Consider the following 13137-nt stretch of genomic DNA (forward strand, 5'->3'; position numbering starts at 1 on the left):
ACCAGCGACCGCACCGACCCCCCTCCTCCCCCACCGTCGAAAGGACCCGAATGATCAGCATTCCCGGCGGGCTCGCCCGCACCACCGTCGACCGCGAGGGAGCCCCCGGCGCGACCTGGATCGCCGAACTCCCCGGTCTCGCCGCCGAACTGCTGGAACGCTGGCACTGCGTGCCGGACGGCGCCGCCACCCACGGCGGCGTCGGCCTGATCCTCCCGGTCCGTCAGGCAGCCGGGCGCGCGGCCGTGCTGAAGGTGTCGTTCCCCCACTCGGGCAACGTGCACGAGCCGGACGCCCTCGCGGTGTGGGCGGGCCGGGGAGCCGTCCGGCTGTACGAACGGGACGACGAGCGCTTCGCGATGCTGCTCGAACGGGCGGGCCCGACGACGCTCGCGGAGGTCCGGGACGGCGACGAGGTGCTGACGGCCGCCGGGCGGCTCAGCCGCCGGCTCACCGTCCCGGCACCACCGGGCCTGCCCCGGCTGAGCGAGCAGGCGGCCGGCTGGGAGGACCGGCTGCGCACCGACGCGGCCTCCCTGCCCCACGCCCTGTCGGCCCGCGCGGTGGGCGCCGCCCTCGCGACCGTCCGCGACCTCGCCCGCGTCCAGCCGGAGGTGCTCGTCCACGGCGACCTCCACCCCCGCAACATCCTGCGGGCCGAGCGCGCACCCTGGCTGGCCGTGGACCCCAAGGGCTGCGTGGGAGACCGGGCCCACGACGGCGGCACCCTGCTCACCGTCCACGCCCTGACCCTGGTCGACGCGACGACCCTGCTCAACGCGACGGATGTGCGCCGCGCCGTCCTCCGCGCGCTCGACGTTTTCACCGAGGCCGCCGGGCTGGACCGCGAACGCACCCGCCGCTGGACCCAACTCCACGCCGTCCAGGCCGCCTTCCGGGGCCGACGGCACGGATTCCGGCGTGCCCGGGGAGGCCCCGAGCTCGCCCGGCTCACCCGGTACGCGGACGGCCTCGCCGAAGCACTCACCCCCGGCTGACCGCGTCCAAACCCGACCACACCCGCCCGACCGCATCCACCCGGCGCACCCGCCGGGTCCGCGCTGCCGCTCGATCACCGGATCGATCACCCGGATCGGGCCGCCGCGCCACCGCGCCGCCGAAATCGTGTTGGCGGCCGGCGGTCCGTGCTGCCTATGGTCGGGGGATGACCACTCGAACCTTCCGCATCATGGTGCGCGGCGTCTTCGACGGCCTCGCCGACGAACAGCGCGCCGAACTGCTCGCCGCCGCACCCGCGCACGACGTGCTGCACGCCGCCTTCACCCGCGAGGGCCACCTCAGCTACGACCTCTCCGCACGGGCCGCCTTCACCTTCCGCTTCCTCGACGAGGGCGAGGCCGAGGAGGACATCCTGGAGGCCACCGAGCGAGCCGAGCAGTCGGCGCGGGACTGGCTGACCGAACGCGGCTACGGCTGCAAGAACCTCCGCTCCCAGGCCGAGGACCTCTCCCAGGCGCCGCTCGGCAAGCGTCAGCGCCGCGCCGCCGCCACCGGTCGCTGAGCCGACCCCTCCCCCTCCGCCACCTCCTTGACGGCTTCCTCCCGGGATATACTTGAGCAGTCAAGGAGGTGGCAATGACAGACCAGCCGGTCCAACCCGAGCAGCCGGACCGATCGAAGCAGGTGGGATCCGTGCAGCAGACCGCGACCGCACCGGCCACGCCGGGCCCGAGCCCCGACCCGCTGGACACCGCCCTGCGGCTGGTCCGTGCCCAGACGGCCGTGGTCAAGCGCTTCGACGCGAGCCTCAGCGGCCTGCACGGCGTCAGCCTGGCCGACTTCACGGTGCTGCTCCACCTCTCCCAGGCCCCCGGCGGCCGGATGCGCCGGGTCGACCTCGCCGAAGCCCTCGGGCTCACCGCCTCCGGCGTGACCCGCGGCCTCGCACCGCTGGAGCGGATCGGCCTGGTCGCCCGCGAGACCGCCGCCCGCGATGCCCGGGTCGCCTACGCCGCCCTCACCCCGACCGGCCGTGAGCGTCTCGCCGAGATGCTGCACACCGCCCGCCAGGTCGCCGCCGACCACTTCGCGGCCGAGCAGTGGAGCCCCGAGGACCTCGGCCGGCTGTCCACCCTGCTCACCCGCCTCGGCGGAACCGCCCCCGGCCAGCGCCTCACCTGATCCGCCCGGACCCGCACCCACCACCCGCCCACCCTGCCCGCACGCACCGCCACCACCCCCGCCAGTCCCGCCGTCGGACCCCACCTCCTAGGCTGGCCCCGCACGACACGTACCGCCCGCACCACCCGAACCGACAGCACCGACAGCACCGCACGCACTGCACCACCCCGCGAAGGGCAGCACCATGACCGACACCCCCGGCACCGGGCCCGGCCTGGAAAGCGCCCTCGCCGACGCCCAACGCGCGCACTGGCAGCAGACCTACGCCGCCAACCCGGGCATGTACGGCGAGCGGCCCTCGGCCCCCGCCGAGTACGCCGCCGAGGTGTTCGCCGCCGCCGGAGCCCGGGACGTACTGGAACTCGGCGCCGGCCACGGGCGCGACGCGCTGCACCTCTCCCGTACCGGCTTCCGCGTGCTGGCCGCCGACTTCAGCCCGACCGCCCTGCACCAGCTGCGCACCGCCGCCACGGACCAGGGACTGGCCGACCGGCTCTCGGTCCTCGCCCATGACGTCCGCGACCCGCTGCCCCTTCCCGACGCCTCCGTCGACGCGGTCTTCGCCCACATGCTGCTCTGCATGGCGCTCTCCACCGAGGAGATCGAGGCGCTCGTCGCCCAGGTCCGCCGGGTCCTGCGCCCGGGCGGCACCTTCGTCTACACCGTCCGCCACACCGGCGACGCCCACTACGGCGCCGGCACCGGCCACGGGGACGACATCTGGGAGCACGGCGGCTTCGCCGTCCACTTCTTCCCCCGCGAGCTGGTGGACGCGCTCGCCGAAGGCTGGCGCCTGACCGACGTCCATCCCTTCGAGGAGGGCGAACTGCCCCGCCGCCTCTGGCGCATCACCCAGGAGACCCCCCGATGACCGCACCCGACGCCGCCACCCCCGACGCCGCCAAGGCCGGCGCCCCCGACCTCACCGTCGACGGCACCGGCCTGCTCTGCGTCCAGCTGCTGCTCAAGCTGCGCGCGCGGATCGCGCAACTCCCGGCCGGCGCCGTGGTCCACATCCACACCACCGACCCCGCCGCCCCGCTCGACCTCCCCGCCTGGTGCCATCTGACCGGCCACGCCTACCTCGGTCAGGTCCCGTACGAGGCCACCGACCGCGAGGTGTACGCGCTGCGGCTCACCTCCGCCCCGGTCCGCACCCGCCCCGACCGCCCCTGGCACCCGGCACCCGCCGCCGACTGACCGACCCACCCTCCGCCCGCCCCACGCCGCCCCACCCTCCGGTCGACCCACCCTCCGCTCTCGCCGTCCCGCAGGACGCCCACCCCGCCCGACCGCGTCGCCCGGAAACCCCGCGCATCCATCCCCACCGGCGGGACAGACTGCGTCCATGCCCGCAGCCGACACCACACCCACACCCACACCCCAGCACTCACCCACGCCCCCCACCGCCAACCACCTCCTCGGCCACCCGCCCGACGCCCGCCTCCTGCTGCTCAACTGCGACGACCTCGGCCTGGACGAGTCCGTCAACCTCGCCGTGGTCGACGCCGTCCGGAACGGCATCGCCGCCTCCTGCAGCCTGATGACGCCCTGCGCCGCCGCGCCGCACGCGCTCCGGCTGCTGCGCCGGCACCCTGAGGTCCCCTTCGGCGTCCACCTCACGCTGGTCTGCGAGTCCGCGGACCGCCGCTGGGGGCCGCTCGCCGCCCGTGACCGGGTGCCCTCCCTCCTCGACGCCTCCGGAGGGTTCTTCGCCCCCACCCCCGCCGGACGCGCCGCACTGCTCGCCCGGGCCCGACTCGACGACGTCGAGCGCGAGTTCCGCGCCCAGATCGACGCGGTCGCGGCGGCCGGCCTCGCCCCGACCCACCTCGACTTCCACTGCCTGGCCGACGGCGGCCGCGAGGACGTCCTCGACCTCACCCTCGGCCTCGGCGCCGAGTACGGCCTGGCGGTCCGGGTCTGGCTGCCGCCCGCACTCGCCCGGCTGCGCGCGCAGGGCCTGCCGGTGGTGGACCACGGCTTCCTCGACAGCTTCACCGTCCCCCTGGACGACAAGCCCGCCCACTACGCCCGCCTGCTCGCCGCGCTCCCCCCGGGCCTCACCGAGTGGGCCCTGCACCCCGGCACGGCCGACCCGAGGACAGACCCGAACCGCCACGCCCCGGACGACGGTTGGCGCGTCCGGCGCACCGACCACGCGTTCCTCGTCTCCCCCGGGGCCCGCCGGCTGCTCACCGAGCTCGGCATCACCGTCCTCGGCTACCGCACGCTCCAGGAGGCCTGGCAGCGGGCCCGAGGACGGCTCACGGCCGAGGCCCCCGGGCCGCCCGGTGTGCCACGATGAGGAGGTACGAACGATCCAGTGCCACAGGGAGGTTGACCGCCGTGGACCCGATCATCAGCTGCCGTTGGCAGGACCCGAACGGCGAGTGGGCCCTGACCGTCGGCCACAACGGCGACGACTGGGAGCTGCTCGCCTCCGCCCCCTCCTGGTCGGAGTCGATCCCCTTCTCGAACCCGGACGAGGTCCGCCGGCTCGCCCAGGCGCTGCTGGACCTGCCCGCCGACCCCGAGCCGTACGAGTTCGAATGGCAGCTCTCCCGCGCCGGTTCGGCCCGGGCCGAGGGCAAGCAGCAGCCGCACTTCGCGACCTTCGCCGTCGGCCTCGACCCCACCGACGACCACCGCCCGTACCTCGCCTACCAGTCCTACTACGACCTGGGCCGGGCGACCGGAATCGGCCTGGAGGTGATCTGCGAGGACCCGCCGGTCGACCACCTCCGCGCCCAGGCCCACGCCTTCCTCACCACCTTCCCCGGCCCCGCCCGCCGATAGCCCCACCCCACCCTCCGGTACCCCCCACCACGCCCGCACCCGACACCGCGCGCCTCCGACGCCCCGCGCCGGCTCACGCCACGGCGCGCACCGCCCACTTCACCTCGGCCGCCCAACTCTCCGGTTCAGCCCATCCGTTGACCACCGCCAGCAGCTCCAGGTACCGCTCCCGCCGCGGATCGGCCATCGCCCCCAGCCGCTCCGCTAAACGGTCACGCAGCGCCCCGGCATCTCCCGGCACCGCCCCCACGCACCACCGCCCGTACCGCTCCACCAACTCCGCGACGACGGCCGCCGCCTCCACCGACTCCGGCTCCACCCCGGCCGCGACCGCCGGTCCGGCCAACTCCCTCACTGCCACGGCCAGTCCGGGCCTCGGCACATGCGCAGCGGCCCGCACCGCCCCGGCCACCCCCTCCGCCGCCCCTGCTTCCCCCTCCGCCACCTGCGCCTCGGCCGCCTCGGCCTCGGCGAGCCCGCGCAGCAGCGCCCGGAACCCGGTGTCCCCCGCCAGCCGCGCCAACTCCACCCAGGCCTCGACCTGTTCGACCGACGGTTCCTCCGGCAGCTCCGGCGTCAACGAGCGCGCCACGGCGGCGAACCGCCCGCCGTTCCCGATCCCACCGCCCCCTGTCCCGCCGTCCCCTGTCCCACCGTCCCCGATCCCGCCGAACACCCCCGCCAGGAACTCCCCGATCAGGTGCCCCCGTTCGTCCTCCGTGAGCCGGGCCAACTGGTGCACGAGCGTCAACTCCTCAGGTGTCGACCCGAGCCTGGCCACCGTCACGAGCACGGCCCGCCGCAGTCGCAGCACCCGGATCTGGACGTCGATCGCCTCCGCCTGCGCGGCGGCGACATCGGCCGGCGTCAGTTCGCGCTCCACCACCCGCCGGACAGCGGGCAGTCCGAGCCCGAGCTCCCGCAAGGTGCGGACCAGTTCCAGGCGGGCGACGGCGTCGGCGCCGTACCGCCGGTGGCCGGCCGGGTTGCGGTCGGCCGGCGGCACGATCCCCTGGTTCGAGTAGAAGCGGACGGTCTTGACCGTCAGCCCCGTCCGCCGGGCCAGCTCACCGATGGTGTACGTCGTGTCGCCGTTCATGGCACCACCCTGCTACCTCCCCCCACGGGAGGTGCAAGCCCCCTCACCCGCGAGACCCGCGAGACCCGCGAGGCCCCTGGGACCCTTGGGACCGGTGGGGCTCGTTGGGCCCGCGCCGGTGCTCGCCCTCCCACCCGGAGCGCCCGGAGCGCCCGGAGCGCCGGGGCGTCCGCCAGGCGGCGAACAGGACGCCCGCCGCGCCGATGACCGCCTGGAGCGCCCCCGCACCGGCCGTCAGGCAGATCAGGGTGCACACCGCCAGGATCGCCATCAGGGCGATCAGGTCGAGCTTCCGGCTGTCCGTCACGGCCCGGCGCACCCCGGATCCCCGGGCACCGTTCCCCGAGCCGGCGGGCTCCCGCTGCGGCCGCTGAATCTCCGATGACACTGCGCGTCTCCCACGGTCCGGGAGGGCAGCCGCCGGGGAACGCGCCCAGCACGCAGAACAGCCGCATCGCGCCGCATGTCTCGTGGGGTTGCTTCCCCGGCTCCGCCGCGCGACGCGACGAAGCCTGCCCCCCAAAGATCATGCAGCCGAGCGGCTACACGAGAACCATGGAAACCGACGCCTGTCGCGGTGTCAACCCACCCCGGGCCGACGGCGGATCCCTGACGGAGCGAGCCGCCCGTGTCGCCTCCCCGCCGCGGGGAGGCGACACCGGAAGGGCCTCAGGCGGTGCGGCGCAGCAGCGCCAGGTACATCGCGTCGGTCCCGTGCAGGTGCGGCCACAGCTGCACGTCCGGCCCGTCGCCGAGCGCCGGGACACCGGGCAGCAGCGGCCGCGCGTCGATCCACTCGACCCGGCCGTCCTCGGCCCGCAGCACGTCGTCCACGACTGCGCGGGTCTCCGCGAGGTGCGGCGAGCAGGTCGCGTAGCCGACCACGCCGCCGACCCGGGTGGCCTCGATCGCCGAGCGCAGCAGGTCCCGCTGGAGCGGGCCGAAGGCCGCGACGTCGGCCGGCCGGCGCCGCCAGCGCGCCTCCGGGCGGCGGCGCAGCGCGCCGAGGCCGGAGCACGGCACGTCGACCAGCACCCGGTCGAAGCCACCGGACCGCCAGGCCGGGCGCGTCCCGTCGGCCGCGATCACGGTGTACGGGCCGGGGTTGCCGGCCAGCGCCCGCGCCACCAGCCGGGCCCGGTGCGGCTGCTTCTCGCTCGCGACCAGGGCCGCGCCCCGCTCGGCGGCGAGCGCGCCGAGCAGCGCGGCCTTGCCGCCGGGGCCGGCGCAGCCGTCCAGCCAGAGCCGGTCCGGCCCCTCCAGCGGCGCCGCCGCCAGCGCCAGCGCGACCAGCTGGCTGCCTTCGTCCTGAACGCCCGCCCGGTTCTCCTGCACTGCCGCGATCGATCCCGGGTCGCCGCCCTCGGCGAGCCTCAGCGCGAACGGGGACCAGCGGCCCGGCTCGGCCTCCGGCAGCGCCTCGGCGAGCTCGCCGACGGTGGCCCGGCCGGGGCGGGCGACCAGGGTGACCTCGGGCCGCTCGTTGTCGGCCCGCAGCAGCTCCTCCATCGCGGTGCGCCCGGAGGCGTCCGGCTGCCAGCGGCCGAGCGAGTCCCAGAGCGCGGAGACGACCCAGCGCGGGTGCGAGTGGACGACGGCCAGGTGGTCCTCGGCGTCCTTGTCGTACGGCGGGGCGACCTTCTCGATCCAGGCGTCCAGGTCGTGGGCGCTGATCCGGCGGAGTACGGCGTTGACGAACTTGGCCTTGCCGTCGCCGAGCACCACCCGGGCCAGTTCGACGGTCGCCGAGACGGCCGCGTGGCTGGGGATGCGGGTGGTGAGCAGCTGGTGCGCGCCGAGCGAGAGCACGTCCAGCACCGGCGGGTCGACCTTGCCGAGCGGCCGGTCGATGCAGGCGGCGATGATCGCGTCGTAGGTGCCCTGCAGGCGCAGGGTGCCGTAGACCAGCTCGGTGGCGAGGGCGGCGTCGCGCCGGTCCATGCCCTTCTGCTCGGCCTCGCGGAGCAGCGAGGGCAGGATCAGGTTGGCGTACGCGTCCCGCTCGTCGACGGCGCGCAGGGCGCGGAACGCGACGATCCGGGCCGGGTCCTTCTTCGGGCGGCGGTGCGGGCGGGGGGCGCGGTTGGCGCTGGGGGTGGTCACAGGTGCCTCAAGGTGCTGCGGTGGTTATCGACGAACTCGGACGAACAACAGATTTGAACGAACAAGGGTGATCTCAATCGATCTCAAACGAACAGTAGCGCCAAACCGGAGCGTCAGCCCCCGAGGCGCTCCCCCTCCTCCAGCCGCGCGCCCCGGGCCCAGTCGGCGGCCCGCATCTCCTTCTTCCCCTGCGGACGCACCTCCCCCAGCTCCACGTCGTGGCTGCCGGTGCCGACCCGGACGCTGTTCTTGCCCGCCATCGCGACCTCGCCCGGCGCCAGCTCGGCGGAGTCCGGCAGCAGCCGGACCGGCCCGGTGACCTTCAGCCGCTCGCCCCGGAACTCCGTCCAGGCGCCCGGCGCCGGCGCGCAGCCGCGCACGACCCGGTCGATCCGCAGCGCGGGGTGGCTCCAGTCGATCCGCGCGTCCTCGACGGTGATCTTCGGCGCGAGCGTGACGCCCTCGGCCGGCTGCGGCACGGCGTGCAGGGAGCCGTCCTCGATGCCGTCCATGGTGGCCGCGAGCAGTCGCGCGCCGGAGAGCGAGAGCCGGGTGAGCAGCTCGCCGCTGGTGTCGGCCGGGCGGATCTCCTCGGTGATGACGCCGTAGACCGGGCCGGAGTCCAGGCCCCGCTCGATCAGGAAGGTGGACGCGCCGGTGACCTCGTCGCCGGCCAGCACCGCGTGCTGGACCGGGGCCGCGCCGCGCCAGGCCGGCAGCAGCGAGAAGTGCAGGTTGACCCAGCCGTACGTGGGGATCTCCAGCGTGCCGGGGCGCAGCAGGGCGCCGTAGGCGACCACCGGGCAGCAGTCGGGCGCGAGTTCGGTGAGCCGGGCGACGAAGTCCGGGTCGCTCGGCTTCACCGGCTTGAGGACCTCGATCCCGGCCTCCTCGGCGCGCTGGGCGACGGGGCTGGCGACCAGCTTGCGTCCGCGCCCGGCCGGAGCGTCCGGGCGGGTGACCACCGCGACGACCTCGTGCCGGTCCGAAGCGAGCAGGGCGTCCAGGGCGGGAACGGCGACCTCGGGGGTGCCGGCGAAGACGAGTCGCATCAAGGGCCTTTCTGCAAAAAGAAGTTCGAGAAGCCGGCGGAACCCGACCGGAGTCGGCGAGGAGCCGGCGGAAGTCGGCCGAGCCCGGCCGACGTCAGCGGAAATCAGCCGGAACCGGCGGAAGTCAGCGGGCGGAACCGAAGGTGCTGTGCGGCGAGACCTTGACCACCGGAGCCGACCCGCCGTCCCAGTCCGCCTCCCGGATCGCCTTCAGCGCGGCCTTGCGCTGCTCGCGGTCGAGCCGGTCGATGAAGATGATGCCGTCCAGGTGGTCGGTCTCGTGCTGGATGCACCGGGCGAGCAGCTGTGTGCCCTCCAAGGTCACCGGATCGCCGTACATGTTGAAGCCCCTGGCCACCACGCCGTACGCGCGCTTGGTGTCGTAGCGCAGGCCTGGCAGCGACAGGCAACCCTCGGGGCCGTCCTGCTCCTCCTCGCTCAGCGACAGGTCCGGGTTTATCAGGTGCCCGGTGACGCCGTCCACGTGGTACGTGAACACCCGCAGGGAGACGCCGAGTTGGGGCGCGGCGAGGCCGGCTCCGGGAGCGTCCAGCATGGTGTCGGTGAGGTCGTGGACCAGCTTGCGCAGTTCCTTGTCGAAGGTGGTCACCGGCTTCGCGGTGGACCGCAGGACTGGGTCTCCGAAGAGACGGATCGGCTGGATCGCCACGGGGTACGGGCTCCTGTCCGTAGGGGCGCGGGCTGCGGTCGGCCGCTGGTTCACCCGCCAGTCTATGCAACCCCTGCGGCCGTCCGCCGGGGGCTTCCCCGGGGCCCGGATCGGCGGCCGGCACGGCCCGACTGTGCCCAGCCGCGTTACCCCGGCCCCCGCTTCGGCGTTGGTCAAGAGAGATTGACCGGGCCGGGCGCACGGGACACCGCGTGCCGGCCGAGTCGAACCGTACGGAAGGTGGCACGTAGGCCATGGCCGAGCAGATCAACCACGACGCACGGGCGCGGGCGAGCCTGCACCTGCTGGTGCGGGACATCGAGCGGGTGAGGCGGCAGGTCGACGCGCTGCGGACGCTCACCGCTCAACTGGGCAACGTCTACCGTCCGCGCCGACCGAGCACCTCGGCCGGCTTCGTGGTGTACGGGCGCGCGCCGGCGCCGACCGTGCGCCTGGCGCAGGAACTGCGGGAGAGCGTGGAGACCCTGGTGGCGGCGGCGGTCGAGTTCGACCGGGCGCTGGGCTTCTCCTGGGACTCGGTGGGCTCCGCCCTCGGGGTCACCAAGCAGGCCGTGCACCGGCGTTACGGCATGCGCCGCCCGACCAGCGAGCTCCTCGCCGCGAGCGGTGGCGTCCCTGGCCAGAGCCGCCCGGACCGCGTCGACGAGCTGCCCCCGGCCGTCGAGCGCACCGGTCTGGCCACGACCGTCCCGGCGGCCCGCCAGGGCGGCCTGGACCGCAGCAGCCTGGACCGCGGCGCTCTGGAGCGCAGCACGATGGACCGCACCGCGATCGAGCGGGCAACGATCGACCGCACCGCACTCGACCGCGGCCCGATGGAGCGCACCCCCGTCGACTGCGGCACGCCCGACCGCGGCACCCCCGCCGACCGCCCCCAGGCGGACCGACCCGGCATCCCGTTGCGCGGCTGACCGAGCCGCCGCAGCCGGGCCGTCCGGGGCGGGGTGGCCCACTCACCCCGCCCCACCCGCCCACTGGGTCCGAAACCCACCGGACCACCACCCCCGACCCCGACCAAGCCCCCGGCCCGACCAAGGCCCAAGCCATCCGACTCCGACCAGGCCCCGACCAGGCCCCGACCAGCCCCCGGCCGACGCCGCTCAGCCGATGTCCGTCGGATCCACCCGCACCCGCACCGGCTCCGCCGTCCGCAGCGCGATCCGCGCGATCTGCGCCGCCTTGAGCGCCGCCGCCAGCGCGGCCCCCTGCCCGGGCGGCACCCGCAGCAGCGCGCGTTCCTGCTCCTCCCCCCGCAGCGCCGGTACCGGCACCGGCCCGAGCACGTCCGCCCCCTCGGGCAGCCGGATCAGGTTCAGCAGGTCCGTCACCGCCGAGGGGGTCCCGCTCACCGAGGCCATCCGGGAGACCGGCGGGAAGTGCAGCTGGGCCCGTTCGTCCCGCTCCAGCCCGGCGTGCCCCAGTGGGTCCCAGCGCACCAGCGCCTGTACCGGACGGGCCGAGGGCTCGGCCACCACGACCACCGTCCCGCCGTCCGTCGAGGGCCGCACCAGCGCGGCCGCCGCGAGCCAGAGCCGCAGCGTCTCCTCCCCCGCCCGCAGGTCCGGCCGGCCGAGCAGCGCCCAGCCGTCCAGCAGCAGCGCGGCCCCGTACCCGCCGCCCTCCACGACCGGCTCCGCACCGGGTGTGGAGATCACCAGTGAGGGCTCGTCGGGCACGGTGGTGAGCACCGCCTCCCGGCCCGAGGTCCGCACCGGGAGGCGCGGGAACGCCTTGCCGAGTTCCTCGGCCGTCCGCCGGGCCCCGACCACCTGGGCCCGCAGCCGGAAGGACCCGCACTCGGGGCAGTGCCAGTCGTTCTCCGCCTCCCCGCACCAGCCGCAGCACAGCGGGGCGTCCGCCGAGGGCGCCTCCAGCGGCCCTTCACAGCGTCGGCAGCGCGCGGGGGTCCGGCAGCGCCCGCAGGCCAGCCGGGGCACGTAGCCGCGCCGGGGCACCTGGATGAGCACCGGGTGCCCGGCGGCCAGCGACTCCCGGGCGGCCTCCCAGGCAACCGAGGGCAGCCGGGCGGCCTGGGCGGCGGCGTCCCGGTGCTGGTCCTGGTCGGTGACGGTCCGCACCCGGGGCGCGACCTGCCGCACCGTCTCCCGGTCCGCGACCAGCGGGCGCGCCCAGCCGGTGCTGACCAGCTGGGCGCCCTCCACCGTCACCGCGTGCCCGCCGAGCAGCACCGCCGCGCCCTCCTCGGCGGCGCGCAGCAGCGCCACCTCGCGCACGTGCGGGTGCGGGGCGCGCGGGTCGCTGTGACTGCCGTCCCCGTCCGACCAGACGACGACCAGTCCGAGGTCCCGGACCGGCGCGAACATGGTGGCCCTGGTCCCGATCACCGCGTGCACCGAGCCGCGGCTCACCGCGAGCCAGCGCTTGTAGCGCTCGCGCGGGCCGAGGTCGGCCTCCAGCGCCACGTGCATCCCGGGGCCGAGCAGTTCGGTCAGCGCCTGGTCGACCCGGGCCACCGAGCGCCCCTCCGGGAGCACGACCAGCGCGCCGCGGCCGCCGGCGAGGGTCGCGGCCACCGCCCGGGCGATCTCGTACGGCCAGCCGGGGCCGGGCAGCGCCGCCCAGACCGCGCGCGGCGCGCCGCCCCCGGCGAGCGCGGCGAGGAAGTCGGGCCCGGCCGGGTAGCGCTGCCAGCCGCCGGGGGCCGGGGCGGCCGGGCGCGGCAGCGGCGGCGGCGAGGGCTCGGCCTCGGCCTTGGCGTGCCGGGGCGGGACGGCCAGCTGGAGCACGTCGGCCAGTGTCCCGGCGTACCGGTCGGCGACGGTCCGGCACAGCCGCAGCAGCTGCGGGGTGAGCACCGGCTCGGGCGAGAGCACCTGGGCCAGCGGGGCGAGCGGTCCGGCGAAGTCGCTCTTCTCCAGCCGGGCGACGATGAACCCGTCGTGCAGTTCCCCGCCCTCGCGCTGGCCCTTCACCACCCGTGCCCCGAACCGCACCCGCACCCGTACTCCGGGCTGGGCCTCCTCGGCCATGGCGGCCGGCACCTCGTAGTCGAAGAGCTTGTCGATGGTGAGCACGCCCTTGTCCACCACGACCCGGGCCACCGGCAGGTGCTCGGCCCGCTTGGCCCCGTGCCAGGTGCGCGGCTTGGCCCGCTTGACCGTCTCCCGGATGAACGCCAGCTGCTCCGGCTCGGCGGCCCCGTTCTCCCCTGTGCTGCTCATCGCCACCAAGTACTACCAGGTCACACCGACAATGCACGAAGCGGCGCCCACCCCCGTTCGGGGGTGGGC

The 13137-nt window shown here is 75.5% G+C and carries 14 protein-coding genes; 8 read left to right on the forward strand and 6 right to left on the reverse strand.

Annotation, left to right across the window (positions count from 1 at the left end; translation table 11 throughout):
• The first annotated feature begins 50 nt into the window (after positions 1-50).
• From ACWGJO_RS20470 to ACWGJO_RS20500, 7 genes are all read left to right on the forward strand, one after another.
• On the forward strand, positions 51-998 hold the full coding sequence (locus ACWGJO_RS20470; RefSeq protein WP_452185597.1) for an aminoglycoside phosphotransferase family protein: 948 nt from the start codon (positions 51-53) through the stop codon (positions 996-998).
• Between the two features lie 167 nt (positions 999-1165).
• Complete coding sequence (locus tag ACWGJO_RS20475; protein WP_452185599.1) at positions 1166-1522, forward strand: DUF6204 family protein; 357 nt, start codon at positions 1166-1168, stop codon at positions 1520-1522.
• A gap of 74 nt (positions 1523-1596) precedes the next feature.
• Positions 1597-2142: a MarR family winged helix-turn-helix transcriptional regulator gene (locus ACWGJO_RS20480; RefSeq protein WP_452185600.1), complete on the forward strand. Its 546-nt coding sequence runs from the start codon at positions 1597-1599 to the stop codon at positions 2140-2142.
• A gap of 184 nt (positions 2143-2326) precedes the next feature.
• Complete coding sequence (locus tag ACWGJO_RS20485) at positions 2327-3013, forward strand: class I SAM-dependent methyltransferase (RefSeq protein WP_452185602.1); 687 nt, start codon at positions 2327-2329, stop codon at positions 3011-3013.
• A complete protein-coding gene (locus ACWGJO_RS20490; RefSeq protein ID WP_452185604.1) occupies positions 3010-3342 on the forward strand; it encodes a sulfurtransferase TusA family protein in 333 nt (110 codons plus the stop codon). Before ACWGJO_RS20485 ends, ACWGJO_RS20490 begins: the two co-directional genes overlap by 4 nt.
• Before the next feature lie 148 nt (positions 3343-3490).
• The gene (locus tag ACWGJO_RS20495) at positions 3491-4450 is read left to right on the forward strand and encodes a polysaccharide deacetylase family protein (protein ID WP_452185606.1); all 960 of its coding nucleotides are present in this window, start codon (positions 3491-3493) and stop codon (positions 4448-4450) included.
• 41 nt (positions 4451-4491) lie between these two features.
• Positions 4492-4941, forward strand: coding sequence for a hypothetical protein (locus ACWGJO_RS20500; protein ID WP_452185608.1), 450 nt, complete (start codon positions 4492-4494; stop codon positions 4939-4941).
• A gap of 73 nt (positions 4942-5014) precedes the next feature.
• Here ACWGJO_RS20500 and ACWGJO_RS20505 read toward each other — a convergent pair whose 3' ends face one another.
• The 5 genes from ACWGJO_RS20505 to def all read right to left on the reverse strand — a co-directional run bounded on the left by ACWGJO_RS20505 (position 5015) and on the right by def (position 9865).
• Entirely contained in the window at positions 5015-6040 is a 1026-nt protein-coding gene (locus tag ACWGJO_RS20505) for a MerR family transcriptional regulator (protein ID WP_452185610.1), read from the reverse strand.
• A 43-nt stretch (positions 6041-6083) separates the two neighbouring features.
• Positions 6084-6347, reverse strand: coding sequence for a hypothetical protein (locus tag ACWGJO_RS20510; RefSeq protein WP_452185612.1), 264 nt, complete (start codon positions 6345-6347; stop codon positions 6084-6086).
• Between the two features lie 362 nt (positions 6348-6709).
• Positions 6710-8143 carry an RsmB/NOP family class I SAM-dependent RNA methyltransferase gene (locus tag ACWGJO_RS20515; protein WP_380542715.1) on the reverse strand — a complete coding sequence of 478 codons (1434 nt, stop codon included), beginning with the start codon at positions 8141-8143 and terminating at the stop codon, positions 6710-6712.
• A gap of 113 nt (positions 8144-8256) precedes the next feature.
• Positions 8257-9195: a methionyl-tRNA formyltransferase gene (fmt, locus tag ACWGJO_RS20520; protein WP_452185614.1), complete on the reverse strand. Its 939-nt coding sequence runs from the start codon at positions 9193-9195 to the stop codon at positions 8257-8259.
• A gap of 124 nt (positions 9196-9319) precedes the next feature.
• Positions 9320-9865 (reverse strand): peptide deformylase, encoded by a 546-nt coding sequence (def, locus tag ACWGJO_RS20525; protein ID WP_359897412.1) that lies wholly within the window; start codon positions 9863-9865, stop codon positions 9320-9322.
• A gap of 254 nt (positions 9866-10119) precedes the next feature.
• Between def and ACWGJO_RS20530 the strand changes: the two genes are divergently transcribed.
• Entirely contained in the window at positions 10120-10797 is a 678-nt protein-coding gene (locus ACWGJO_RS20530; protein ID WP_452185616.1) for a hypothetical protein, read from the forward strand.
• A gap of 189 nt (positions 10798-10986) precedes the next feature.
• Here ACWGJO_RS20530 and ACWGJO_RS20535 read toward each other — a convergent pair whose 3' ends face one another.
• Positions 10987-13068 (reverse strand): primosomal protein N', encoded by a 2082-nt coding sequence (locus ACWGJO_RS20535; RefSeq protein ID WP_452185617.1) that lies wholly within the window; start codon positions 13066-13068, stop codon positions 10987-10989.
• Positions 13069-13137: the final 69 nt, after the last annotated feature.

The organism is Kitasatospora sp. NPDC054795 (assembly GCF_053611565.1).

Coding starts and splice junctions, on each gene's coding strand:
- ACWGJO_RS20470 (WP_452185597.1), top strand. CDS start 51: ATGATCAGCATTCCCGGCGGGCTCGCCCGCACCACCGTCGACCGCGAG.
- ACWGJO_RS20475 (WP_452185599.1), top strand. CDS start 1,166: ATGACCACTCGAACCTTCCGCATCATGGTGCGCGGCGTCTTCGACGGC.
- ACWGJO_RS20480 (WP_452185600.1), top strand. CDS start 1,597: ATGACAGACCAGCCGGTCCAACCCGAGCAGCCGGACCGATCGAAGCAG.
- ACWGJO_RS20485 (WP_452185602.1), top strand. CDS start 2,327: ATGACCGACACCCCCGGCACCGGGCCCGGCCTGGAAAGCGCCCTCGCC.
- ACWGJO_RS20490 (WP_452185604.1), top strand. CDS start 3,010: ATGACCGCACCCGACGCCGCCACCCCCGACGCCGCCAAGGCCGGCGCC.
- ACWGJO_RS20495 (WP_452185606.1), top strand. CDS start 3,491: ATGCCCGCAGCCGACACCACACCCACACCCACACCCCAGCACTCACCC.
- ACWGJO_RS20505 (WP_452185610.1), bottom strand. CDS start 6,040: ATGAACGGCGACACGACGTACACCATCGGTGAGCTGGCCCGGCGGACG.
- fmt (WP_452185614.1), bottom strand. CDS start 9,195: ATGCGACTCGTCTTCGCCGGCACCCCCGAGGTCGCCGTTCCCGCCCTG.
- ACWGJO_RS20530 (WP_452185616.1), top strand. CDS start 10,120: ATGGCCGAGCAGATCAACCACGACGCACGGGCGCGGGCGAGCCTGCAC.
- ACWGJO_RS20535 (WP_452185617.1), bottom strand. CDS start 13,068: ATGAGCAGCACAGGGGAGAACGGGGCCGCCGAGCCGGAGCAGCTGGCG.